The organism is Pelosinus sp. UFO1 (assembly GCF_000725345.1).
Taxonomy (GTDB): Bacteria; Bacillota; Negativicutes; order DSM-13327; family DSM-13327; genus Pelosinus.
The window spans coordinates 4,987,211-5,011,649 of record NZ_CP008852.1; the positions used below are offsets into that span (position 1 = coordinate 4,987,211).

Genomic DNA, 24,439 nt, shown 5'->3' on the forward strand with positions numbered 1-24,439 from the left:
TGAATGGCACAATTCTTTATAAAACGACCTGTTTTTGCGATCGTTTTATCGATTATCATAACAATAATAGGCGTGACCGCTGCAGTAAATTTACCTATAGCTCAGTATCCTCAGATCTCTCCGCCAACAGTTTCGATTAGTACAACGTACCAAGGAGCAAACGCTGAGGTCATAGATCAAACTGTAGCTCAGATCATTGAACAACAAGTCAATGGAGTGGAAGGAATGTCTTATATGTCTTCCACTAGTACAGATTCAGGTTCCTATTCGTTAAATGTTCAATTTGAGTCTGGGATCAATGCTGATACTGCAGCTGTACAGACTCAAAATCGGGTATCAGAGGCGACGTCAGCACTGCCAAGTGATGTTCAGACCGCCGGCATTACGACCAGGAAATCATCTCAAGATATGTCCCTGATTTTTAATCTCTATTCGGACGATGATACTTATGACGTAAATTTCTTGAAAAATTATGGCAGTATTTATCTTCTCGATCAGATAAAACGTGTCAGTGGTGTGGGAGAAGTATCGGAATTTGGTTCTGATTATGGTATGAGAATATGGTTGCAACCTGAGAAGATGGCAAATCTTGGAGTTTCTATAACGCAAGTGACTAATGCCATTACAAATCAGAATATCCAAGCACCTGCTGGCGCTATTGGACAAATGCCCGAAGATTCTCAGCAGGAATTTCAATATAGTACCAGAATAAAAGGACGTTTATCTACTCCCAAAGAATTTGGGAATATCATTGTCACCGCCAAAGGAGACGGTTCGTTTATTCGTATAAAAGATATAGCGCGGGTGGAATTAGGAAGTAAATCCTACACGAATGCAAGCATGGTAAATGGTCATACTAGTGCAGGGTTTGCTGTTAAGCTAACAAGTGATGCCAATGCTTTGCAGACAATTGGTAATGTAAAGACAGTTATTGCAAAGGCGTCAGAAAAATTCCCTGTTGGTATGCAATATAAAATTGTCGTAGATAATACTGAATTTATTAGGCAATCAATGATTGAAGTTATTAAAAGCTTTGCCGAAGCAATGCTGCTAGTTTTAGTTGTTGTATTTCTTTTCTTGCAGAGCTGGCGTGCTACATTGATTCCCATGCTAGCCATTCCAGTATCCTTGCTAGGAACATTTGCTGCTTTTACTGCATTAGGATTTACCATCAATACATTAACCTTATTTGCCATGGTACTTGCCATAGGGCTGGTAGTTGATGATGCGATTGTTGTTATTGAGGCTGTCGAGCATCATATGCGATACTCAGGACTTTCGCCGCTAGACGCTACTAAGCGGGCGATGAGTGAAGTATCTGGACCAGTCGTTGCCATTGCCTTTGTATTAGCTTCCGTATTCATCCCCGTAGCTTTTTTTGGCGGGATGATGGGGATTTTATACAAGCAATTTGCCTTAACCATTGCTGTAGCAATGGCTTTATCAGCTCTTATCGCTTTGTCTCTTACACCGGCTCTTTGCATATTATTACTGAAGCCCTATGATTCAAATGCGCATAGTGGAATGGTCGGTAAATTTTTTGAACAGTTCAATCACTGGTTTGAAGGAAGAACTGAGAAATATGGAAATGGTTTAATAAAGGTCATTTCCAAAGCGCGTTTATGCATGGTCCTATTAGTCGTTTTAAGTCTCTCGATTGGAGGATTGTATAAATTAGTGCCTACTTCTTTTGTGCCTGATGAAGATCAGGGATTCTACATAACATCAATTTCTTTGCCTGAGGCAGCGAGTCTAAATCGTACAACGGCAGCCATGAAAGAGTTTTTAAGCAAGGTAAGCTCTCAACCAGGAGTTGCGAATGTTATGTCCATAACGGGGTTAGATTTATTAGGGGGAGGATCTAAATCCAGTGCAGGGGCAATGTTTGTTTCATTGGATTCGTGGGAGCAGAGAAAAAGTCCCCAATTATTAGTAGGAGCCCAAATTGGGCAAACCTTTATGAGCGGCTCACATTTGCCTGAAGGATCTGTGATTGCTTTTGCTCCTCCTGCCCTACCAGGACTTGGTATGGTGGGTGGATTAACGTTAATGTTGGAAGATCAAAATGGGGGTTCATTGGATGATCTGGATGATGTGTCCCAAGCTTTTGTCACTGCAGCGAAAGAAAGGCCTGAAATTGGATCGATTTCTTCAAATTTTAAATCCGATACACCAGGCTATCAATTTGAGGTCGACCGGGAAAAGGCTGAGAACATGGGCGTGGCCGTTGGAGATGTATTTACTGCCTTACAGGTGTTTCTCGGGGGATCGCAGGTTAATGATTTTAATGAATTTGGTCGTACGTACAAGGTTATTGTACAGGCAGAAACGGCTTTCCGTAGTGATATTAATGCGACACGGTACTTGTTTGTAAAAAGTTCTTCTGGGGCAATGGTGCCATTAAATACTCTGATAAAACCTACGAGTATCAATGCACCCGCGACCATCGTAAGATATAATGGTCTCAAAGCGGTTAAAATCAGTGCAACGCAGGCGTCGGGGTATAGTTCAGGTCAGGCAATGACTGCCTTGGAAGAAGTTGCAAAAACATTACCTAGTGGCTATTCTTATGAATGGTCAGGTCAAAGTCGTGAAGAAAGATTGTCAGGTAGTCGCACCCCCATCGTGTTTGGTATGGCGATTACATTTGCATTTTTATGTTTAGCTGCTCTGTATGAAAGTTGGAGTGTTCCCTTTGCAGTGTTGCTTACCGTTCCGGTAGGAATATTTGGTGCGTTCTTATCTCAGTATGCACGCAACTTAGAAAATAGCGTATATATGCAAATCGCTTTAGTTATGCTAATTGGCTTGGCAGCGAAGAACGCTATATTAATTGTAGAGTTTGCTAAAGTAAGAGTCGATAATGGTATGGATATCGTTCAGGCCGCCATTGAAGCAGCCAAGATCCGTCTACGTCCTATTATTATGACCTCATTAGCGTTTATTATTGGTTGTGTTCCTTTGGCGGTTGCTACCGGTGCTGGCGCTGGTGCCAGAAATTCTATGGGAACGGCAGTGGTAGGGGGTATGTTTACAGCTACAGCACTAGGAATATTCTTAATACCCGTTCTCTTTGTAGTGGTAGAAAAGATAACCGAAAAAGTTAATCGATTACGTAAAGGGAGAACTATAGACGTATAAACCCCAATTTATTATTAGAGTAAGGCAATAAGAAAGGCTTGGGCGATGTAAAATCCAAGCCTTTCTTAAATCGCCTCTATAACACATAGTTTAATGGTTGTGAAATTTATTTAGCAGTGCCTTATTGCCATCTTTACCTTTTGGGGGTAGATGGCTTTTTTAATAACCAAAAAATATGTATTTTGGGAATCTATACCTTTCGTTAGAGGTAATAATATTGAAAATCATCTATAATTGGAAAGCAAATGGAAATCCAAAGGATGGTGTTTTTTAATTAATACCACCGAGATGTATATTTCTTTTTTTATTTTCCCTGAGACTGCTTTCCTAGTTTAGTAGAGATAGTCATCTTTAGGAAAATAGTAAAGTAATATAAAAAGTTATAAATTAAGGAGTTGTAATTGTATTTATGTTTAAAAAATCAAAAAAAGTATCTTTTCTAGTAGTGGTTGCTCTTTTATGTTTTATGTTTTCTTCAGTAATGGTAGCTGGTGCCTCACCAAAACGTATTGGTATTACCAAATTTGAAACAAACAACTTTACAGTAAGGGTTCCTGGCGGCGGTCATTATGATATTGGGTTAGGGGCTACGGATATGTTAACGAACGAGTTAGCAAAAAACAAGAGCTTTGAAGTAATCGAGAGGGATCAAATTAGGTCGGTACTCGATGAACAAGCTTTTGGTGCATCAGGTGCTCTTGATGATAGTACAGCTGCTCAAATAGGCAAGTTAGTGGGTTTGAAATATATTGTATACGGAAAAATTCTTTCGGCAGGGGCTGAAGAAAACCGGACTTCTGTCATGGGTGTAGCTGTGAATCAATTAAATATAAAGGTACAAATTAGTGTTCGCATGATTGACTCTACTACAGGTTCTATCGTTTGGGCAGACCAAGTGGATGGGAATGTGAAAAAAAGTGGTGGAGCAATACAAGGGATTGGCTCGGTACAGACCGGTGTATCCGCTAGTGTTTATGACGAAGCATTGGGAATTGCAATTAAAAAAATTGCCACTAATATTAGCAAGCAATCCCCTCTTGAAGGTTGTGTAGCAAAAGTAAGCGGTCGTAAATTGTATCTGGACATTGGTAGAGAGCAAGGTGTTCAACCTGGTCAGTCCTTCATGGTATACAAAGAAGGCGAAACAATTACTAATGCCGCTGGCGAAGTAATTGGCGTAGAAAAAGGCGATATTTGTAAAGTTAAAATTTCGAGTGTAGAAGGACAAATGTCAGTGGCTACTATTGAAGGCAATGGTGCTGCTCTAGTTGAGCAAGGCAATAAGGTTCGCTCACTCTAATTCTTGTAGATAGGAGGTGGCGGTCATTAAAAAGAAATTTTGTTGCTGTTTGGTAATCGTATTTACATTATTGTTGTGTAATATAGCCTGGGCCAACAGCGTAACTGTTGAGGGAAATGGTCCAACACGGGACGATGCCATTCGTGATGCTCTTCGTATAGCAGTAGAACAAGCTGTGGGGGCATTAGTTGATTCGAATACAATATCGAACAATAATCAGATTATCTCAGATGAGATCTACGTCCATTCCCAGGGATTTGTGCAAGATTATCACATCATTAGTGAACAAAGTAATCGAGGATCTTATACCGTTTCAGTTAACGTTACTGTAGATACAGAACCCCAATCTGCTCTTTATAACAAATTGCAAAAGTTAAAGCTTATTGAGGTAATGCTAAGAGATCCACGAATTGCTGTTATTATTCCTGAATTTCACCAGGCATCGTCAATTGCCAATTCTGCAAGTGAGACGGTAGTTATACAAAAACTTCGAGATGCAGGCTTTAAACATGTCATTGATGCTCGTCAATTACAGCATGTTCAGGAAAATCAATTGGTTCGTGCTATTTTGGATGATGATTTTGAATCAGCCAAAGTATTAGCTACTACAGAACAGCTTGATTACGTAATTGTTGGTGAGGCGACGAGTCAGTATGTTGGTGCTGTATATAGCAGTAGTATAAAGTCCAGTCGTGCCCATATTTCGGCAAAGCTGTTAAAAGTAGATACTGGTGAAATAATTGCTGCCCAGGGTGCTGACGCAAGTGGTGCTGATATTACACCGCTACTATCATCTAAAAAAGCACTAGCTGCATCAGGTGAAAAAATAGGCAGTTTTATGGTTCGTAAGCTTATGGAGTATGCTGGTGATTCGAATAAAACAGTAACGATTTTAATTAAACGGGCTAGTTTTGACAAAATTAGTTCGATTCAAAATTCTTTAAAACGAATTTCCGGTGTTCAATCCGTTACCTTACATTCTTATAATAGTGGAATTGCCCAAATTGATGTTAATTATACTGGAGCACCGAAGCTATTAGCAGATGGGCTGCAGCAGACAGAAGGCATTTCCTTAGATATTCTCGGTATTACGAATAGCTCAATTGAGGTAATACTTAGGTAAGTAAGTTTTTTGTAAAATCTGTTAAAAAATAGTAAGGGGTGTATTGTATGGAAAAAAGGATTAAACTTTTATGTACAGCTTTTTTATTGATGCTGGTGAGTTGTGTTCTAGTTCCATCAGTGACTATCGCTCAAGGGGGGAGAAGCATTGGATGGGATCAAGGAGCACAAGGTACTATTCAAGCAGTAGGTTTTGGTGTGCCTCCGAACAATGTTACTTCTTCCTCGCAAGGTCGCCTGTTGGCGAGAAGAGCTGCCATTGTCGACGCATATAGAAATTTGCAGGAAATGATTCAAGATGTTCAGATTAATTCTGAGACAACCATGCAAAATTTGGTGGCTACCAATGATGTCGTTAGCACAAAGGTATCAGGAATTATTAGGGGAGCGCGGATTGTTGAAGAAGTTGAAAAGGCTGATGGAACGTATCAAGTTGTTGTAAGTATTAATATGTACGGACCTAATAGTTTGGGTGAAATTGCGTATAATGCTACCAAACCTAGCGAAATTCAACAATTCCCTGTACCCTCTACTGATTATAAGGGCGACCAATTAGCTGGAAATATAACAATCAACGGTACTGGCTATACTGGTGTTATTGTTGATGCCCGAGGTCTTGGACTAGAGCCTACTTTTTCTCCTGTGATTCTTGATGAAAATGGACGTAGCATATACGGTAGTATGTATATTAATGCTGATTATGCTATTTCCCAAGGCATGGTGGATTACACGTCAACCTCTGATGCCCGAGAAGGTCAATCCCGGGCAGGGGTTAAGGCAATCGTAGTAAAAGCTATTCGGGTTACAGGGAACAACTGTAATGTAGTGATTAGTAAATCGGATGCAGATAGAATTCTAGCTGCAAATGAATCTACGGATTTCTTAAGAAAGTGCGCCGTAGTATTTGAAAGATAATATGCCGAAAAGTTAAGTTTTGTTATAGGTATATGATATTGAAAATTTGAGCCGTCTTATCTTTAGAGTAAGACGGCTCAACTTTTTAATGTAGAAAGATTTGATTTATAGTATAATAAATAACAATAATATACTTTACTGATTAACATGATTTAGGGGGCGGAGTTATTGGTTAATATTTTGTTGGTAGGCGGCGGTAGAAGCGGCGTTGCAATATTAGAAATGGCGAATCAAGTGCCACAAATGGAGATTGTAGGTGTGGTAGATGTAAAGACGGACGCTGTAGCAATTAAGATGGCACAAAACATGGGAATCCGTACATTTACTGATGTTCGAGATGGGCTAAAAATGCCAAATGTGAATGTAGTATTAAATATCACCGGAAACCAACAGGTCAATCGTTTGATTGAAGAAAACAAGACTTCAAATGTTAAAGTTGTGGACGACTTTATTACGGGTATGTTATACCACCTTATTAAATCTCAAGTCTTAATGAGTGAAGAGTTGAATGAGAAGGTTGTTGTTCTTTCTGAATCTGTCAATGAAGCTAAAAACCATATTAATAATACTCATGAAGTAATTGGTTTTATTAATAAAGTATCACAACAAACAAATCTTTTAGGTTTAAATGCTGCGATTGAAGCAGCGCGAGCTGGTGAACATGGAAGAGGATTTGCGGTAGTAGCTACAGAAGTTCGTAAGTTGTCAGAGGATAGTGTAGAGGCGACAAAAAAGATAAATGACATCTTAGGAAATATTGAAGCTTCTATGCAGCATATTATTGTTGGGATTGAAGAAACTGCCGCGGTGGCGGAAAAGCATACGAAACGAGAATTGATTACGGGTGAAAAAATATAAATGAATAGATGGAGCCTCCGAGTTTTCTCGCAGGCTCCTTTTTAATGGAGGTTCTATGAAGAGTGTTAAGGATCATCCGATCAAGCTATTACTACTGATAATGGTGTTAGTCGTAAGTCTCAGCAATGCAGTGAACATTGCTGAAGCGAAAGAAAAAGGAAAAGCCAAAAAAGAATTGGAAGTTGCTCAGCCGGTACCTGTAAGATTAGGAATTGATAGAATTAATGACTATATGCAGGTATTTGCAGGCAAACGTGTTGGATTAATTACAAATTCTACAGGTATGAATAGCAATTTTCAAAGTACAGTAGATATATTATATGAAAAAACCAATTTGGTGGCCTTATATTCTCCGGAACATGGTATTCGGGGGGCGGTTAAGGCTGGTGATGCAGTCAGTGGTACGATTGATGAAAAGACGAAACTCCCTATTTATAGTTTATACGGTGCAACGAAGAAACCGACCCAGGAAATGCTGGCTGATGTTGATGTACTTGCCTTTGATATACAAGATGTAGGTGCCCGTTCCTATACCTATATCTACACAATGGCCTATGCTATGCAAGCTTGCAAAGAATTGGGGAAAACCATGGTGGTTTTTGATAGACCCAATCCAATTGGTGGAATACAGGTGGAGGGCAATCTTATAAAACCTGGTTTTGAGTCTTTTATCGGCATGTATCCCATCCCGATTCGGCATGGGATGACGGTAGGAGAGTTGGCGAGATTATTTAATACGGAGTTTGGTATTGGTTGTGATCTAGTTGTGGTTGAAATGTCGGGCTGGAAGCGGGAGATGTATTTTAATGAAACCCACCTTCCCTGGGTTATGACATCACCTAATATTCCGACCCCTGATACAGCGCTATTATATCCAGGAACGGGCCTATTTGGTGGTGCTAATATTTCAGAAGGTGTGGGAACGACAAGGCCCTTTGAGCTCGTCGGTGCCCCTTGGCTTGATGCGCAAGAACTAGCAGATAAAATGACAGCAATGAAGCTACCTGGTGTTATTTTTCGCCCCGCTTACTTTGTGCCGCGTTTTGGCTTGTATCAGGATACGGCTTGTGCAGGAGTGCAGCTGCATATCGTTGACCGAAAAGCATTTTTACCAGTCAAGACAGGCATAAGCCTGCTCTACACGATAAAAGAGATGAGCGGTGATAAGTTCTCATTCCAGCGTGGCGCGAAGACGGAGGGGACCATGGATTTATCTACTGGTGATGATACTGTGAGGAAGGGGGTCTATTCTCTTTCTGAGTTGCAGGTTCTATGGGAAAAAGATGCTAGAGAATTTCAGGAAAGGTCTAAAAAATATTACTTATACAAATAAGTAGGCAGATGTTTCCAATTGAAGCATTCTACTTATTGTTTCAAAAATGAAGTAGATTCAACTTTTTGTAACTGTTAGGGGGTGACTAAGGCTTGGCATTTGCCAAGCCTTAGTTCTTGTATTAAAGGGGGAAAGTCATTCGAAAAAAAATATGGGAAAATATTACATAAAGCTATTAAGAAAATATAGGAAACCTCCGATATATTTAATATATAGCACACCAAAGGAGGGCGATTATGATGATTACGAAGGTATCGTTTGTTTACCAAGTTGATACTCGAAGACATGAAAATCGGCAGCCCAAGGATGGAATGAAGAAGAAACAGCATAGTCTGTTTAAGGATATTTTAGAGAAAGCACTGGTTTGCCAAAAAAGCAAGATGTAAGGGTATCGGGGATAGAGCCTTTTGGGGCTCTATTTTTTCGTATAAGTATAGTTAGGTTATAGCAGGAATAATGATTGGCTTGATGAATAATAACAAGAATTAAACCCTATAGGATAACTTGTAGAACTGGATGGGAAAGAGGGGTGTGCAGGGTGTATTTGCGTATACTATATATAGACCGTATTGGAATTGTTCATGATGTTACAGGAATTCTAGCCAAGCGGAGAATTAATATTATATCAATGGAATTAGAGGAAAATAAAGTATTCCTAGAATGCCAAAGCGTATGTGGGGATGAACGTAAAGAGTGCATTGAGGAATTAACGCGTATTGTTGGCGTGCAAAAAATAGAGGAAATCTCCTTTATGCCTTCTAAGGAAAAAACGGAGCAGCTCGATGCTATATTAACCTCAGTACATGATGGTATTCTGGCTGTTAATCAAGAGGGGATAATCACGCAATACAACCCGGCTGCGGCTCGTATTCTGAATTTGCCAATAAAGAAAGCATTAGGGCAGCCCTTAGGGGACGTCTTATTTAAAAAACTACTCATACAGGAAACCTTACTAACTGGTAGTCACTATCATAATCGAGAAGTATATATTGAAAGCGGGGCTAGCTATTGTGTAGTTAGTACCATACCCCTCAGGAATAATGGAAATGAGGTGGTAGGTGTTGTTGCCTTGATTCGTGATACCCAAGAGGTAAGGAGTCTGATGAATAATATGACGGCATCCTTGCCAATGACGTTTGCTGATATTCCCTTTGCGAGTTCCATAATGGGACAGGTGGTTAATCAGGCAAAACGGTATGCTGCTAGTGATTCTACCATATTAATTCGCGGAGAAACAGGCACAGGCAAGGAGCTATTTGCTAGAGCATTACATAGTTCTTCTGCAAGGGCCAGTGCTGCCTTCGTGCCAATTAATTGCGCTGCGATTCCTGAAACTTTACTGGAAAGTGAGCTTTTTGGTTATGCCGAGGGTGCATTTACTGGTGCAGTTAAAGGTGGTAAGCCAGGTATGTTTGAATTAGCAAATGGAGGAACCTTATTCCTTGATGAGGTGGGGGAGATTTCGGCCCATTTACAAGTTAAATTATTAAGGGTGCTTCAAGAACACCGAGTAAGGCGGGTAGGTAGTACTAAGGAAGTAGAAATTGATGTACGGATTATTGCTGCTACCAATCGCAATTTGGAAGATATGGTAGCGGATAAAATTTTTCGTGAGGATCTATATTATCGACTAAATGTAATACCGATATTAGTACCGCCTCTTAGAAAACGATTCGAGGACATTCAGCTCTTAGGGGAACTTTTTTTAAAACATTTTGCAGGAAAACTGCAACGTCCAGTCAAAGGGTTTTCGGCTGCGGCACTGGAACGTTTACAAGATTATAATTGGCCGGGAAATGTGCGAGAATTAAAAAACTGTATTGAAAGAGCAGTTAATTTAGTTGATGGATCAGAAGTGCAGCCAGAGCATATATTTTTAGGAAGACCATCGGGCTCTCAGGCAGCACCACCTGCGGTACAGTTTGAAACCTATCAAACATTAGAAGAACGGTTAGCGGAGGTAGAAGTTGTTATTCTACAGGAAACCATGCGCCGTTTTCGTTCCTCTAGGCGCATGGGGGCCGTGCTAGGATTGTCCCATACTGCCGTATTAAAAAAAATGCGAAAGTATAATTTCCCTGTCAATTAGATAACAAGGTACATGACATAAATTTGCTTGTCTGTGGAAACTTTTCGTAACAGTGGAATGCATTGTGGAAACTAAAGTTTACAAAATAGCCATCTGAAAGATAAAAAAGCAGGCTTGTTACTTTTTGAAGCATAGTAGGCTGTCGTTGTAGGTAAGCAATCATTGGACCATACCAAAAGAAAATTGTAAATTCCTATTTTTTTATTAATTGGCATGTTTTTTGCAATATGGTATAAGATAACAATGCTAATTGCATCGTTATATATATTACTGTAATTATGAAAACGAAAAAATAGGGGGACTTACAATGATTATTGGCGTAGTTAAAGAAATTAAAAACAATGAAAACCGTGTTGGATTGACTCCAGCAGGAGCAGAAGATCTTTGTAGAGCTGGGCATACTGTGCTTGTTGAGAAAAGTGCAGGTGTAGGCAGTGGCTTTTCCGATGAAAGTTATACCCAAGTAGGGGCTAAAGTGATTGCTGACAAGAAAGAATTGTTTGATTCCTCCGAAATGATTATTAAAGTAAAAGAGCCTTTGGCTCCTGAATATGATTTATTCCATGAAGGACAAATTTTATTTACCTATTTGCATCTAGCTCCTGAACCTGAATTGACGAAAGCGATGTTAGAGAAAAAAGTAATTGGTATTGCTTACGAAACCATCGTAGGCCGTAATAACACCTTGCCTTTATTATCACCGATGAGTGAAGTGGCTGGTCGTATGGCTGTACAAATTGGTGCACAATTCTTAGAAAAACCTTGGGGTGGCAAAGGCATACTCTTAGGCGGTGTACCTGGAGTTGAGTCTGGTCAAGTCGTTATTGTTGGCGGCGGTATTGTAGGTACCAATGCAGCTAAGATGGCAGTTGGCATGGGAGCTCGTGTTACTGTTCTTGATAAATCTACTGATCGTCTTGCATACCTTGATGATATTTTTGGAGGTAGAGTTACAACTGTAATGTCTAACAGCTATAATATTGCTAAATGGGTAAAACAAGCGGATCTTTTGGTAGGTGCTGTTCTGATTCCTGGTGCTAAGGCTCCTAAATTGGTAAGTGAGGAAATGGTTAAAACTATGGAAGCTGGTTCCGTGATTGTCGATGTAGCTATCGATCAAGGTGGCTCTGTAGAAACCATTGACCGTATTACAACCCATAGTGAACCTACTTATACGAAACATGGTGTAGTACACTATTCTGTAGCCAATATGCCTGGTGCAGTGGCTCGTACTTCTACCTTGGCTTTGACGAATTCTACTTTGCCATATGCTTTACAGATTGCCAATAAAGGCTGGAAGCAGGCTCTTATTGATGATGCTGGATTAGCAAGAGGTCTTAATGTTTATCTCGGGAAAGTGACATTCAAGGCTGTAGCCGATGATCAAAACTTGCCTTATACTCCAGTAGCAGAAATACTGGCATAAAAATAAATAACTATAAAAAAAACACCCTTACAGGGTGTTTTTTCTTTTAAAAATGTGGACTGCTTTTTGGCAGGGAAATTCGCCAGTTGGGACGAATAGTTAGTCGTTGCAGTATTGTGTTTTTGGAAGGGTTGGTTTGTATGGTAGAAAAAAACGTTGTGATCTTACAGCGGCGTATGGTTATATTTTTAAGTGTATTACTAGGAATGGTCCTTATTTTGCTTGGACGCATTGGGTGGCTGCAATTCGTTAATGGTGAGCGTATGACAGCAAAGATGGCGATACAAGTAAAGGATAGTAAAGTGCTGCAGTCGCCGAGAGGGACTATTTACGATAGAAATGGACGAGAATTAGCTGTCAGCAGTCTAACAAAATCCTTGTATGCCAATCCATCAGAGATCAAAGATCCAGATGCGATCGTTCCCCTATTGGCAACCTTATTAGAGATGAAGCCTGAAGATGTTCGAGAAAAGCTAACGGCAGGCGGGCAGTTTATTTGGCTTAAACGTATGATTGAGCCAGCTATGGCGCAGAAGATACAAACAGCAATTAAAGAAGCAGATATTAAAGGATTAGGTTTTTTAGAAGAAAGCAAGCGTTACTACCCCAATGACAATTTAGCTGCCCAAGTTTTGGGTTTTGTTGGTACAGATGATATTGGTCTAGATGGAATGGAAATGGCTTTAGACAAGGTCATTAAGGGGAAATCAGTGGAGCATTCCGTAGATACTGATAGCCGAGGTACTCCTATTTTTAAGTCAATTTTCACCTTTGCCCCTCCGAAGCAAGGGAAAAATGTATATCTTACCTTAGATAGTGCGATCCAGTTTATTGTTGAGCAAAGTTTGGATAAAGCAATGATCACGAATAAACCGCGTGGGGCCACTGTAATTGTTATGAACCCTCATACTGGAGAAATATTGGCGATGGCTAATCGTCCAACTTATAATCCTAACCAGTTTTACAAGTACAGTGATCAAGAGTGGAAAAATAGAGCGGTAGCATATAATTACGAGCCAGGCTCCACATTTAAAAGTATTGTTTCAGCGGCCGCTTTGCAGGAAGGTAAATTAACCCCAGAAGAGCGATTTACGGATGCTGGTTTTGTGGAAGTATCTGGGCGTCGTATTCAGAATTGGAGCGGCGAAAGCTACGGCAATATTTCCTTTGTAGAGGTTATAAAACAATCCATTAATACTTGTTTTGTACAAATTGGTATGAGATTAGGAGCTTATAAGCTGACAGAATATGCAAAGTCCTTTGGCTTTGGCAAAGCAACAGGTATTGAATTACCTGGAGAAGAGGAAGGCTTGCTATTTGATCCAAAGGATATGCGGGATTCTGATGTGGCAACTATGTCTATTGGACAAAGTATTGCAGTAACACCATTACAGCTTATTACCGCTGTATCGGCTATTGCGAATGAGGGCGTTCTATTAAAACCTCATATTATAAAAGAAATTCGCAATGCGGATGGTTCTATTGATCAGGAGGTAACAACTCAAACCGTCCGCCAAGCAATTACTCCTGAAACAGCAAGGATACTTACCGGATTAATGGAGAAAGTAGTATCAGAAGGTGGCGGTAAGAAAGCTTTCGTAAAAGGCTATCGTTTTGCTGGAAAAACAGGGACTGCAGAAAAACTGCAAGATAATGGCAGTGGTTATTCCGCGGGACGTTATGTGGCTTCCTTTGTTGGCTTTGGACCGGTCGAGGATCCTCAGGTTGCTGTTTTAGTTGTGCTTGATGATCCGCAAGGTGTTTATTATGGCGGTGAAATTGCAGCACCAATAGCAGGTGAAATCTTAGGGCAGATTATGCGGCATCTTGCCATCTATCCTCAAATTACATATCAAGTACCTAGCCCCAAGGAAACCCCACAGGCTGAAAGAGATGTGTCAAAAGAGATTAAAGCACCTCCAGGAAAAGTAGTGGTGCCGAATGTCACTGGTAAAAGCATACGAGAAGCCGGTGATAAAATAACACAAGTCGGCCTATCAATAGTGCCTATAGGGACAGGAGTTGCCGTAAGACAAAGTATAGCCGAGAATACCATAGTTGATGCTGGAACAGAGATTACGATATATTTTGAACCACGGTAGGATAAAATAAATAAAGGACGGCTTGCGCCGCCCTAGGATACAAGATTAAGATTGTTTGTTAGCGTCAAATTGAGCAGTAAGTGTGCTGTTAGTTGCTTGAGTAGTAGTGCCACTCATGCCAGATTCGTATTGCTCAATCATTCTGCGAACCATATGACCGCCGACGCGTCCGCAATCAGCAGAAGTCATAGTATTCCAGCCTTGAGAACGTACTCGATCAGCAATACCTAGTTCGCTAGCAACTTCTAGTTTCATGCGATCAAGAGCGTTTTCAGCACCTGGGTTTACAGGTCTGTTACTTCTAGACAATATAATCACCTCCTTATGTTGGTGTAATTCTAGTATCAACAAATTAGAAAATGATTATTCTAGTTTATCTTATGTAAATAGTTCCAAAAATTTGTTGAGGAAATGTGAAGGACGAAACTTGTTGTTGTAGCAGGAATTTATCTTTTAGCGACGAAATTATTGTATGAAAATGGTAATATGGAGTGAGGCCTATGCATGAAATGTCCATTGCGCAAGGAATACTGGACATCGTACTAAAAACGGCCACAGAACATAGTGCGGTGAAGGTAACTTACATTAAGCTACTCATTGGACAGATGACGCAAGTTGAGCCTGAATCTCTCACGTTTGGATTTGCTGTTTTGTCTGCTGGTACAATAGCTGACGGTGCAAAAATAGATATTACAATTGTACCTCTTGTTGGAAAATGTAGTAGTTGTGAAGAACAGTTTACAGTGGAGCGCTATTCATTTTTGTGTCCCCATTGTCACTCTGCTAATGTGACAGTGGTATCTGGACGTGAATTAGCAGTTGATTACCTGGAGGTAGAATAAAATGCAAATAAAGGTTATGGAAAGCATTCTAGATAAAAATGATCAAATTTCTGCTGAGTTGCAGGAACGATTTCGAGAATCTGGTATTCTAGTATTAAATTTACTTGGGTCACCTGGTTGCGGTAAAACGTCTTTGCTAGAAAATACCATTGGAGCATTGAAGAACAAACTTTCTATGGCTGTAATTGAAGGAGATCTGTTTACAGCAAAGGATGCAGAGCGTATAGAACAACATGGTGTTCCTGTAGTACAGATTAATACAGGTGGTGGCTGCCATCTAGATGCCAATATGGTTCGTAGTGCACTAGATTGTCTTGATCTTACAGCTTTAGATGTAATTGTTATTGAAAACGTAGGAAACTTGGTTTGTCCAGCCGAATTTAATATTGGAGAGGATGTTAAGGTAACTGTACTTAGTATTACTGAAGGTGATGATAAACCTTTAAAATATCCTTTGATATTTAAGCAGGCCAGTGCAGTCCTTTTAAATAAGGTGGATTTACTTCCCTATACTAATTTTGATATCCAAAGTGCAGTAGGGGATATTACTAGTATTCATCCGGGGGTTACCTTATTACAGGTTTCCTGCCAAAGCGGTACCGGGTTAGAGGATTGGTATAATTGGCTTATTGAACAGGCAAGAATGAAGCGGGCAAGGAGAGCTAGTAATGTCTAATTTGCAAAAATTGGCGCAGGAGATTGAGAGGGTGCGTGTGCATCTTCATGAACTAGTAGACAAAAAATCAGGTAACTTAATTGACAAGGAAGTCGCAGCTGTAAGCATAGCGTTAGATCAGTTAATAGTACAATTTGAGAAAGCGAAAAATCAACAATAAGAATACTAAGTGATTGAGGACTTGGCGAATATGCCAAGTCCTTTTCTTTAAAATAATGTTGCCAATTCTGCTTCTTGGGAGTAGTATAGTTTTTATTAGCAATGTAAAAGATAAAGTCGGCAAGAGGCGAGTAGAGTGAAGGTTCCTTTGTCGTCTGTTTTTTCTTAGGTGAACAGGAGGGGCTATACATGAGTGAAAGGGCAGTTTGGGCAGAAATTGATTTATCAGCAATTGCGCATAACATGAAACAAATCAGAGCAGTCACAAGAAGAAGTGCAAAGGTTTGTGCAGTTGTTAAAGCTGATGCGTATGGACATGGGGCAATAGCAGTGGCAAAAACAGCATTACAGGCAGGTGCTGATCGGCTGGCGGTAGCCATTGTGGCGGAAGCGATAGAATTAAGACGGGCCGGAATTGAGGTCCCAATTTTAGTGTTAGGATATACACCTACTTGTCAATCTAGGTTAGTGGCAGAGTATGATATTACCCAAACTATATTTTCTTTAGATACTGCTCAGGCATTATCTGGAGCTGCCGTGGCTCTAGGTAAAATAATAAAGGTACATATCAAAATTGATACAGGAATGGCGAGAATTGGCATTCCACCTCAAGAAGCAGGAGCATTTGCTGCGACGGTAGCTGCTTTGCCCGGCATTGAAATTGAAGGTGTATATTCACATTTTGCGGATTCAGATAGTCTAGATAAGACATTTACCTTTAAACAGTATGATAGATTTATGGAAGGTATTGAATATGTTAAAGGGCACAACATTAATATACCAATCCGACATATTGCAAATAGCGCAGCCTTATTAGAATTGCCTGAGATGCATCTCGATATGGTAAGGCCCGGTATCATTCTATATGGGTTATGGCCTTCTGATGAGGTGAAAAAAACCGTTGAACTTAGACCCGCCATGAAATTCAAGACCCAAATAGGATTTATAAAGGATGTACTACCGCAAACTTCGATAAGTTATGGAAGAACTTACTTTACGCCAAAGGCAAGTCGTATAGCAACGTTACCTTTGGGTTATGCGGATGGTTGGTCGCGTTTATTAGCCAATAAGGCAGAGGTCTTGGTACATGGCTATAGGGCGCCAGTAGTGGGGCGGGTATGTATGGACCAGTGTATGATAGATGTGAGTCACATTCCTGGAGCCAAGATTGGTGATGAAGTACTTTTGTTTGGTGGGGCTTCGTTGCCGGTGGAAGAAGTAGCAGAAAAGATTGGGACCATTAACTATGAAGTTGTATGTATGTTAGGAAATAGGGTGCCTAGGATCTATGGAACGGAATGAGGTTCTATTGGTTAACAAAAGAGATACCCTCCCGATAATTGGGAGGGTATCTCTTTCTATTATTTTTATCGGTTATTACGTGATAAAACTTTCTATTAACGGGCATCTAAGTTCAAAGCAAAAGTCTTTTCGTTTTATATAGTAGGAAATTAATAGAATATGTCGAATATACTTAAAAACTAGTGGAGGTGTTGTCGTGGTAGATGAAAAGGATTGGGAATTGTTTAAACAAAAATTTAATGCTAAATCTAGCATTAATTTAAATGATTATAAACCAGCTCAAATGCAGCGTCGAATTAACAATTTAATGACTCGCTACGGGGCTAATACTTATGTAGATTTTTTTAATTTATTGGATAAAGATACAAAGATGTACAAAGAGTTCGTTGACTATATGACAATTAATGTTACAGAATTTTTTCGTACACCAGAGAAGTTTTCCGAACTAGAGACCAAGGTGCTTCCAGATTTGTTAGCTCAAAGCCCGAAGCTTAATATTTGGAGCGCAGGTTGTTCTGTTGGTGCGGAACCTTATTCCTTAGCAATGATATTAAAGGATGCAACGCCGAATACAAAACATCGTATTCTAGGGACGGATCTCGATATTGAAATGTTGGCAAAAGCGAAAAGTGGTGTTTATACGAATACCGAATTTAAGAATATCTCAACTGGCCGAGCTACCAAATATTTTAAACAATCTGGTAGTACTTATACGATTGATGAAGATATTCGCTCTCGTGTAGAATTTAAGAAACATAATTTATTATTAGATAAATTTGAAACAGGCTTTGATCTGATTTTATGCCGTAATGTAGTGATTTACTTTACTGAGGAAGCAAAAGATGGCTTATATCGAAGATTCTTGGCGGCCCTCAAACCTGGTGGGGTTTTATTTGTTGGTGGTACGGAGGCAATATTGAATTTCCGTGATATTGGCTTTGCTCACTATTTGCCATTTTTCTATCGTAAACCCTTATAAGCTTTAGAGTACTCCCCAGCTAGAAAGAAAGCGGAAGGAACGAAGTAAATAGTCAAGAAATATCTTGCTATTTGTACGCTCGTCAACGGTCTGGGCAGAGACAATATCGACAGTCTTCACTGCTTGCTGGCGGACAAAAAAAACAATTTCACCGATTTTTTGCCCCTGATACACAGGGGCATTTATTTTTTCAGGGACATCAACAGAGACTGTAATATGTTCATAATCAGCAGAGGGTACCACAAGGCTAGCTATGTTGCTAACCACTGCATCAATTGTTGGACTAAGACCACCTTCGACTGGAATTGAGCCTAAAATATCATTTTTATTGGCAAATTCATATAAGTCAAAGGATTCGAAGCCATATTTTAATAATTTCATGGAGTCAACCCACCGGGAATGATCATGAAGTACTACAGCAATTAATTTTTGATTACCACGGGTGGCACTGGCAATGAGGCAGGGCCCAGCTTGATTCGTCGTTCCCGTTTTTACGCCATCTGCTTCTTCTAGTAGCCAAAGTAATTTGTTGGTGTTTCTCAGACTTTGATCATGCTCTTTACCCCGGCGATCTAGCCATTCAATATTGGTTTCCTTTGTGTTGACAATGGTAGCAAAGATAGGATTTGTTAGTGCATATCTAGATATCCAGGCGAGATCAAAGGCAGTAGAATAATGTCCTGGCGCAGTAAGTCCATGAGGATTGGCAAAATGGCTTGCTGTTGCATCTAAGAGTTGAGCCTTTTGATTCATTAAAGTAACGAAATCTTCAACAGTGCCAGCTAGATGTTCCGCAATGGCTACAGCGGCATCATTTCCTGAACGTAATAAAAGTCCAGTAACTAACTCCCGCATCGAGATAATCTGACCAGAGCTTAGATGCATAGAAGAACCTGCTGTATTAGCAGCCCGAGAGCTGACTTTTACCTCGTCGTCAAGATGACCACTTTCAATTGCTATGATAGCTGTCAATACTTTGGTGGTACTGGCTGGTGCATTTCGGGCATGACTGTTTTTCTCATAGAGTATTTGGCCCGTTTTGGCATCCATCAATATGGCAGCCTGGGCTTCAATCTTCGGTGGAGCACTATAAACTATTGAAATCGGTAGGTAAAATAAAAGGCAAAATAGGAGTATGACGTTATAAATAAACCGCATCCACATTTCATCCTCCTTGTAAAAGCTCTTATAGTATATTGCTGTAAGTATAGAATCATGCGAGTTGCCAGGCATATCTTTCTATTCTTTTGCGTAAGATCCAATGAATAAGAGTGAATTGGGAGGCTTTTTATATGGGAAGGAGAAGGTTAGGTTTTTTTGCCGGCATCTTTGGTGTAATGCTATCTGCTACGGTAATCATTCAGGGGATGGTAGCGCAGCAAAACGAAGTAATAAAAAAAGTGCCGACAACTCATAAAGTAGTGGCACTGACAATTGATGACGGCCCGCATTATAAAACTACGCCCCTCATGTTAGCCATTCTTAGAGAAAAAAAGGTGAAGCTCACCCTATTTATTCTCGGAGAAAATGCTGCTGCCCACCCTGAACTTTTAGCGCAGGCAGTAGCGGATGGACATGAAATTGCTAACCATGCCTATAGTCATAAATCCTTAGCTAAGATGAGTAAGAGAGAGACCGAGGAAGAGCTGGATAAGGCAGAAAAAGCGATTACATTAGTGGCACCGAAGCCAACATTGTTTCGTCCTCCAGGGGGGGCTTATAATGACAATGTCCTAGCAGAAGCTAAGGAACGTGGTTATACTACCATCTTATGGTCTATTGATCCTGGTGATTGGCGCAGACCAAGTGTTTCGCAGGTCGTTGATAATGTCATGCAGCATGTGGAACCTGGGAGTATAGTATTATTGCATGAGGGACAATATCCATTGCCTACACCAGAGGCGATCGGAATCATAATTGATAAGCTTCGTGAACAGGGTTATAGCATTGTAACAGTGAGTGAGCTGCTGCAGTATTATGAAGTACGTAATTAGGAGGTAGTTTGGAAAAAGTATTCTGCTACTCCGTCTTGTATGGCTTTAACTGTTGCCAATGAGATTGAATCAGTTGGTCATAGCGCATAATAGTAGCAGTACGCTCATTGCGTAAGCCTTGAATTGAGCTTAACACGTTAGGGTTAAAGGCATATACTTTATGTTTAGGTACAGTAATCGGGTTAGAATATTCTTGGAGTTTCGTTGCTACTTTCATATTTACTTTTAATTGTTTGATGACAACCGCAGGTTCTAATAGATCTGAACCGTCATAACGATAAATGAGGCAGTTCGGATCTATGCGGTCAATCACATTTTTGTTTTCTCCTTCGAGATAAATGCTGGAATTGCAATTGGGGCAATTTTTGACCTGTAAGGTCATCCAAGTATTACAGTTAGTACAAATCATTCCATCCATGTAGTACACCTCCGATATTATATAAAACACACTAAAAATTTTCCATCAATGCACATATCATTTATGGTATTAAAAGCAGTACTTAGTGCGTTTTATATAGGTTACCCAATGAGTCAGTAAATATGAAGCATTAGTGTTAATTTTCTAGGTAAAAGGTTATCTTGTATTGACAGAGAAATAGGGACAAGTAGGGTTTGGTGTAGCGCTAAAAATAGTATTGATACAGAGGAGGTATTGTAATGTTTTGGAATCAACAAGTGGAAACGTTAGCTAAAAGTGATATGAAGGCTTGGCAACATTACAAAATAGCAAAGGTCATAGAGCGTGTTTATGAGAAAAGTATTTTATATAAAGAACGTTTTGACGAGTGTGGCGTGAAGCCAGAGGACGTTACAAAAGTAGATGAACTAGCTAGGATTCCTGTAACGACTTTTCAGGATATTGCTAATAACTATCCTTATGGATTATTAACTATGCCTGTCAGCGGGGTTTCCTATATTCATAAAAACCAAGAGGGGCCCCTTGCAAATAAGGCAATAAGCTATACAAAAAACGATATGAATATGTGGGCGGAGCTTATATCACGTTTGCTGGTTGCTGGGGGAGTAAATATGACCTCTATTTTTCAGATTCTTAGTAAAACAGGTGAATGCAATAATCATTATAGTATGCAGTATGGAGTACAGCAAACTGGTGCAACTTGGGTAACGGATGCTAGTAATATAGGACAGCAGATTCAAGAAATGCAAGACTTCGGTGTTACTGCTGTATACTCGAAAGCTTCTCATTTAATGGACGTAGCACATGAGGCAAAAAAGGCCCAGGTCAACTTAGCAGAATTGCCATTGCAAGTTATTTTTTGCGATAGCCAGTCGATAACTCCACTCCAAGGACAGGAAATACAGGAAAATTATGGAATGAAACCGGTAGAGATTTATGGATTGCAGGATCTTTGGGGGATGGCTATTGCAGGAGAATGTCATTGCCAAGAGGGGTTACATATTCAGGAAGATTGCTTTTATGCAGAAGTTGTACATCCAATAAGTGGACAATCCTTATATATGGGAGAAGTTGGGGAGTTAGTTTTAACGAGTCTTACCTTAGAGGCGATGCCGTTAATTCGTTACTCCACCGGCATTCTTTGTTCTCTGGATGATAATCCATGTGCTTGTGGTCGGACGCTAGTACGTATGAAGAAAAAATAAATTTGGTGGCAGGAAAAATAAAAATGTATGCAGAATACAGTATATAATCTGAACGAATTTGAAAATTGCGACAATTTGCAAGGGGAAATCTTCAGGATTAGGAGCAACTATTATGGAATTGAAAAAGTTTATTACGCATCACTTAGTAAAAGGGAAAGATCTAAATCACCACGGTACCCTATTTGCAGGACGAGGGGCAGAGTGGTTTGTAGAAGCTGGTTTTGTCGCTGCGTCAGCAATGACTGCTCCTGAGAACACTGTCTGTTTAAATATTCATGGTTTAGTTTTTACTCGCCCGGTGCCAAAGGGCAGTATCGTTCGTTATGAGAGTAAAGTAGCTTATGCCGGAAGGTCTAGTATGGTGGTGTATGTAAAAGTGCTAATGGCAAAAGATGATGATTTTGTCTTAGATGGTTTTATGACATTTATTCATGTAGATGAAAATGGAAAATCTACTCCTCATAATCTGGTTGTTAATCCTACAGAAATAGAAGACATTGCTTTACACCAAAGAGCCAAGGATCTGCTAAAAAAATAATCTATGGAAGAGAAGAAAAGGGTTCTGAGATACTTATCTCAGAACCCTTTTTTATTATTAAAATCTTTTTAATAATAGTCGCCACTATCGCGATAGCTTTTTACGATATCGATCAGGTGGTTGCTGTCTGTATTTTTGCCTAAGAGTTCAAAGAAGTGATGAGAATCTTCGAAACTCACACTCCAGGAGAAGGCCCCGTCAGCAGAATAATAGGCGAAGATGATTTCTTGCTCTAAGTCTTCTGGCATTGTTCCATCGCCATCGGTAACTAAGGCGTAATCACCATTATTTAATGTTTCATAAAGAAGAGCAGTGCAGCCATCTTCAATCTCTGTTTCATAAAAGCCAAAGGGTTCATAAAAATCTACTATTGTCTTGTCGTCCATTTTGTTATCATCCTTTATTGTTAGTTGTAATAGTATAACCAACTGCTCTGGTTGGTATCTATTTTTTATCTTAATTTAGTACTGGTAATTTGACAAGAAAAATTTTGGAGATAATAGGAGGGAAATATGGTAAAATTCTGTAAGGAATTATAAATGACAAAGGATGATGGGATGAAAATTTTAGTAGATGCCGATGCTTGTCCCAAGAATGCTCTACAGATATGTATGGAACTGGGACGTAGGTATTCTGTACCTGTGTGGACAGTAGCCAGCTTTAATCATAATATTGTGTCAGACCATCATGTGGTGGTAGGAGATGCTTCTCAAGAAGCGGATATTAAAGTACTTAATTTGACGGAGGCGAAAGATATCATCGTCACCCAGGATTGGGGATTAGCGGCAATGGTATTAGGGAAAAAGGCTAGTTGTCTTAGTCCTGTTGGGCGGGTGTTTACTAATGAAAATATTGAATTTTTGTTAGAGGAACGTGAGGTAAAAGCCAAGTTACGGCGTAGCGGTGGCCGCACCAAAGGACCGAATAAGAGAACAACGCAAGAGGATAGTCGATTTTATAGTTGTTTGGAAGAAATGTTGGCAGCCGCAATCGTCTAGATAAGGGTAATATAAGGATTAGTATTCAGTTCGTTTAATAAAAATTGGACGATGTTGTGATATGCTAAGATCGAGGTGTAAAGAATGTTGGACTTTTATGTAACCGTTAACGGCTATGGTGATGCAGAAATTGAGATTCAAAAATCTCGATTTATATCCTATGTAAAACGGGTAGAGACAGAAGCGGCTGCCACCGCTTTTATTGAAGAAATAAAGAAGAAGCATTGGAACGCGACTCATAATTGTTCTGCTTACGTGGTAGGAGAGAATGATCAATACCAAAAAGCGGATGACGATGGTGAGCCATCAGGTACAGCAGGTAAGCCTATTTTGGAGATTATCAAAAAAAACCAGCTTAAGGATACGGTGATCGTAGTAACCCGTTATTTTGGTGGTATTAAACTTGGGGCTGGAGGTTTAATTCGTGCTTATGGCAAAAGTGCTAGTGCTGGTCTTAAGGCGGTTGGTACCACAGAACGGCAGAATCACACTTGTATAGAGGTAACCATTGATTATACCTTTATAGGGATGTTAGAAAACCAGCTTAGAATGCAAGGATATCGAATTGAAGACAAACAGTTTACCGATAAAATAACCTTGATCGTGTTAGAGAAGGTAGGGCAAGAGGAAATATTGGAGAAAAAGATTATGGATTGGACAGCTGGACAAGCAATCTTGAATCGCGGGGGGCAAATGTATGTAGATACTCCTATTTCTTTTCAGGAATAATTCGGTTTATCCGATGACTAAACCGCTCTAAGACTCCCATCTTCATCTCGTTAACAGCCTGTAATATCCTGCCCTCTGGTCCGGATAACAGTCTGTAAACTCGAAGTAAGTTCGCTCTAAGGATTTTCGAATCCAAGGCTCACTTATCTCGTTAACAGCCTGTAATATCCTGCCCTCTGGTCCGGATAACAGTCTGTAAACTCGAAGTAAGTTCGCTCTAAGGATTTTCGAATCCAAGGCTCACTTATCTCGTTAACAGCCTGTAATATTCTGCCCTCTGGTTAGGATAACAGTCTGTAAACTCGAAGTAAGT

The 24,439-nt window shown here is 39.9% G+C and carries 24 protein-coding genes; 20 read left to right on the plus strand and 4 right to left on the minus strand.

Annotation, left to right across the window (positions count from 1 at the left end):
• Nucleotides 1-3 precede the first annotated feature (3 nt).
• The 10 genes from UFO1_RS23385 (at nt 4) to UFO1_RS23425 (ending at nt 14,286) form a co-directional block, all read left to right on the plus strand.
• Entirely contained in the window at nt 4-3,141 is a 3,138-nt protein-coding gene (locus tag UFO1_RS23385; protein ID WP_038674621.1) for an efflux RND transporter permease subunit, read from the plus strand.
• Nucleotides 3,142-3,550: 409 nt separating this feature from the next.
• On the plus strand, nt 3,551-4,441 hold the full coding sequence (locus tag UFO1_RS23390; RefSeq protein ID WP_038674623.1) for a CsgG/HfaB family protein: 891 nt from the start codon (nt 3,551-3,553) through the stop codon (nt 4,439-4,441).
• 16 nt (nt 4,442-4,457) lie between these two features.
• Nucleotides 4,458-5,564: a hypothetical protein gene (locus UFO1_RS23395; protein WP_144390918.1), complete on the plus strand. Its 1,107-nt coding sequence runs from the start codon at nt 4,458-4,460 to the stop codon at nt 5,562-5,564.
• A gap of 47 nt (nt 5,565-5,611) precedes the next feature.
• Nucleotides 5,612-6,478: an LPP20 family lipoprotein gene (locus UFO1_RS23400; protein WP_051789071.1), complete on the plus strand. Its 867-nt coding sequence runs from the start codon at nt 5,612-5,614 to the stop codon at nt 6,476-6,478.
• 168 nt (nt 6,479-6,646) lie between these two features.
• Nucleotides 6,647-7,336: a methyl-accepting chemotaxis protein gene (locus UFO1_RS26150; protein ID WP_038674625.1), complete on the plus strand. Its 690-nt coding sequence runs from the start codon at nt 6,647-6,649 to the stop codon at nt 7,334-7,336.
• A gap of 55 nt (nt 7,337-7,391) precedes the next feature.
• Nucleotides 7,392-8,669: an exo-beta-N-acetylmuramidase NamZ domain-containing protein gene (locus UFO1_RS23410; protein ID WP_084159901.1), complete on the plus strand. Its 1,278-nt coding sequence runs from the start codon at nt 7,392-7,394 to the stop codon at nt 8,667-8,669.
• Between the two features lie 236 nt (nt 8,670-8,905).
• Nucleotides 8,906-9,055, plus strand: coding sequence for a hypothetical protein (locus UFO1_RS25350; protein WP_158442858.1), 150 nt, complete (start codon nt 8,906-8,908; stop codon nt 9,053-9,055).
• A 152-nt stretch (nt 9,056-9,207) separates the two neighbouring features.
• On the plus strand, nt 9,208-10,758 hold the full coding sequence (locus UFO1_RS23415; protein WP_038674627.1) for a sigma 54-interacting transcriptional regulator: 1,551 nt from the start codon (nt 9,208-9,210) through the stop codon (nt 10,756-10,758).
• Between the two features lie 307 nt (nt 10,759-11,065).
• Nucleotides 11,066-12,184: an alanine dehydrogenase gene (gene ald / locus UFO1_RS23420; protein ID WP_038674629.1), complete on the plus strand. Its 1,119-nt coding sequence runs from the start codon at nt 11,066-11,068 to the stop codon at nt 12,182-12,184.
• A gap of 140 nt (nt 12,185-12,324) precedes the next feature.
• On the plus strand, nt 12,325-14,286 hold the full coding sequence (locus UFO1_RS23425) for a penicillin-binding protein (protein ID WP_038674631.1): 1,962 nt from the start codon (nt 12,325-12,327) through the stop codon (nt 14,284-14,286).
• Between the two features lie 45 nt (nt 14,287-14,331).
• Here UFO1_RS23425 and UFO1_RS23430 read toward each other — a convergent pair whose 3' ends face one another.
• Nucleotides 14,332-14,595 carry an alpha/beta-type small acid-soluble spore protein gene (locus tag UFO1_RS23430; RefSeq protein WP_038674632.1) on the minus strand — a complete coding sequence of 88 codons (264 nt, stop codon included), beginning with the start codon at nt 14,593-14,595 and terminating at the stop codon, nt 14,332-14,334.
• 191 nt (nt 14,596-14,786) lie between these two features.
• On the opposite strand from UFO1_RS23430, the gene hypA reads away from it, so the two are divergent.
• The 5 genes from hypA to UFO1_RS23455 all read left to right on the plus strand — a co-directional run bounded on the left by hypA (nt 14,787) and on the right by UFO1_RS23455 (nt 18,244).
• A complete protein-coding gene (hypA, locus tag UFO1_RS23435) occupies nt 14,787-15,128 on the plus strand; it encodes a hydrogenase maturation nickel metallochaperone HypA (protein WP_038674634.1) in 342 nt (113 codons plus the stop codon).
• Between the two features lies 1 nt (nt 15,129).
• Nucleotides 15,130-15,804, plus strand: a complete 675-nt coding sequence (gene hypB, locus UFO1_RS23440) for a hydrogenase nickel incorporation protein HypB (protein WP_038674635.1) — start codon at nt 15,130-15,132, stop codon at nt 15,802-15,804.
• The gene (locus UFO1_RS23445) at nt 15,797-15,964 is read left to right on the plus strand and encodes an aspartyl-phosphate phosphatase Spo0E family protein (protein WP_038674638.1); all 168 of its coding nucleotides are present in this window, start codon (nt 15,797-15,799) and stop codon (nt 15,962-15,964) included. Before hypB ends, UFO1_RS23445 begins: the two co-directional genes overlap by 8 nt.
• A 188-nt stretch (nt 15,965-16,152) precedes the next feature.
• Nucleotides 16,153-17,265 (plus strand): alanine racemase, encoded by a 1,113-nt coding sequence (gene alr / locus UFO1_RS23450; protein ID WP_038674639.1) that lies wholly within the window; start codon nt 16,153-16,155, stop codon nt 17,263-17,265.
• A gap of 196 nt (nt 17,266-17,461) precedes the next feature.
• Nucleotides 17,462-18,244, plus strand: coding sequence for a protein-glutamate O-methyltransferase CheR (locus UFO1_RS23455; RefSeq protein ID WP_038674641.1), 783 nt, complete (start codon nt 17,462-17,464; stop codon nt 18,242-18,244).
• Between the two features lie 3 nt (nt 18,245-18,247).
• Here UFO1_RS23455 and UFO1_RS23460 read toward each other — a convergent pair whose 3' ends face one another.
• Nucleotides 18,248-19,408: a D-alanyl-D-alanine carboxypeptidase family protein gene (locus UFO1_RS23460; RefSeq protein WP_038674643.1), complete on the minus strand. Its 1,161-nt coding sequence runs from the start codon at nt 19,406-19,408 to the stop codon at nt 18,248-18,250.
• A gap of 128 nt (nt 19,409-19,536) precedes the next feature.
• Between UFO1_RS23460 and UFO1_RS23465 the strand changes: the two genes are divergently transcribed.
• Entirely contained in the window at nt 19,537-20,238 is a 702-nt protein-coding gene (locus UFO1_RS23465; protein ID WP_038674644.1) for a polysaccharide deacetylase family protein, read from the plus strand.
• Between the two features lie 25 nt (nt 20,239-20,263).
• Here the strand turns inward: UFO1_RS23465 and UFO1_RS23470 are convergent, their stop codons facing one another.
• Nucleotides 20,264-20,551, minus strand: a complete 288-nt coding sequence (locus tag UFO1_RS23470) for a hypothetical protein (RefSeq protein ID WP_236639290.1) — start codon at nt 20,549-20,551, stop codon at nt 20,264-20,266.
• A gap of 344 nt (nt 20,552-20,895) precedes the next feature.
• On the opposite strand from UFO1_RS23470, the gene UFO1_RS23475 reads away from it, so the two are divergent.
• Together UFO1_RS23475 and UFO1_RS23480 are read left to right on the plus strand one after the other, a co-directional pair.
• On the plus strand, nt 20,896-21,861 hold the full coding sequence (locus UFO1_RS23475; RefSeq protein ID WP_038674646.1) for a phenylacetate--CoA ligase family protein: 966 nt from the start codon (nt 20,896-20,898) through the stop codon (nt 21,859-21,861).
• Nucleotides 21,862-21,973: 112 nt separating this feature from the next.
• On the plus strand, nt 21,974-22,399 hold the full coding sequence (locus UFO1_RS23480; protein WP_038674648.1) for an acyl-CoA thioesterase: 426 nt from the start codon (nt 21,974-21,976) through the stop codon (nt 22,397-22,399).
• A gap of 68 nt (nt 22,400-22,467) precedes the next feature.
• Here UFO1_RS23480 and UFO1_RS23485 read toward each other — a convergent pair whose 3' ends face one another.
• Nucleotides 22,468-22,785: a hypothetical protein gene (locus UFO1_RS23485; protein ID WP_038674649.1), complete on the minus strand. Its 318-nt coding sequence runs from the start codon at nt 22,783-22,785 to the stop codon at nt 22,468-22,470.
• A 171-nt stretch (nt 22,786-22,956) separates the two neighbouring features.
• Here UFO1_RS23485 and UFO1_RS23490 point away from each other — a divergent pair, with 171 nt between their 5' ends.
• Together UFO1_RS23490 and UFO1_RS23495 are read left to right on the plus strand one after the other, a co-directional pair.
• Nucleotides 22,957-23,397, plus strand: a complete 441-nt coding sequence (locus tag UFO1_RS23490) for a DUF188 domain-containing protein (protein ID WP_038675622.1) — start codon at nt 22,957-22,959, stop codon at nt 23,395-23,397.
• 84 nt (nt 23,398-23,481) lie between these two features.
• Nucleotides 23,482-24,126: a YigZ family protein gene (locus UFO1_RS23495; protein ID WP_038674650.1), complete on the plus strand. Its 645-nt coding sequence runs from the start codon at nt 23,482-23,484 to the stop codon at nt 24,124-24,126.
• Nucleotides 24,127-24,439 lie beyond the last annotated feature (313 nt).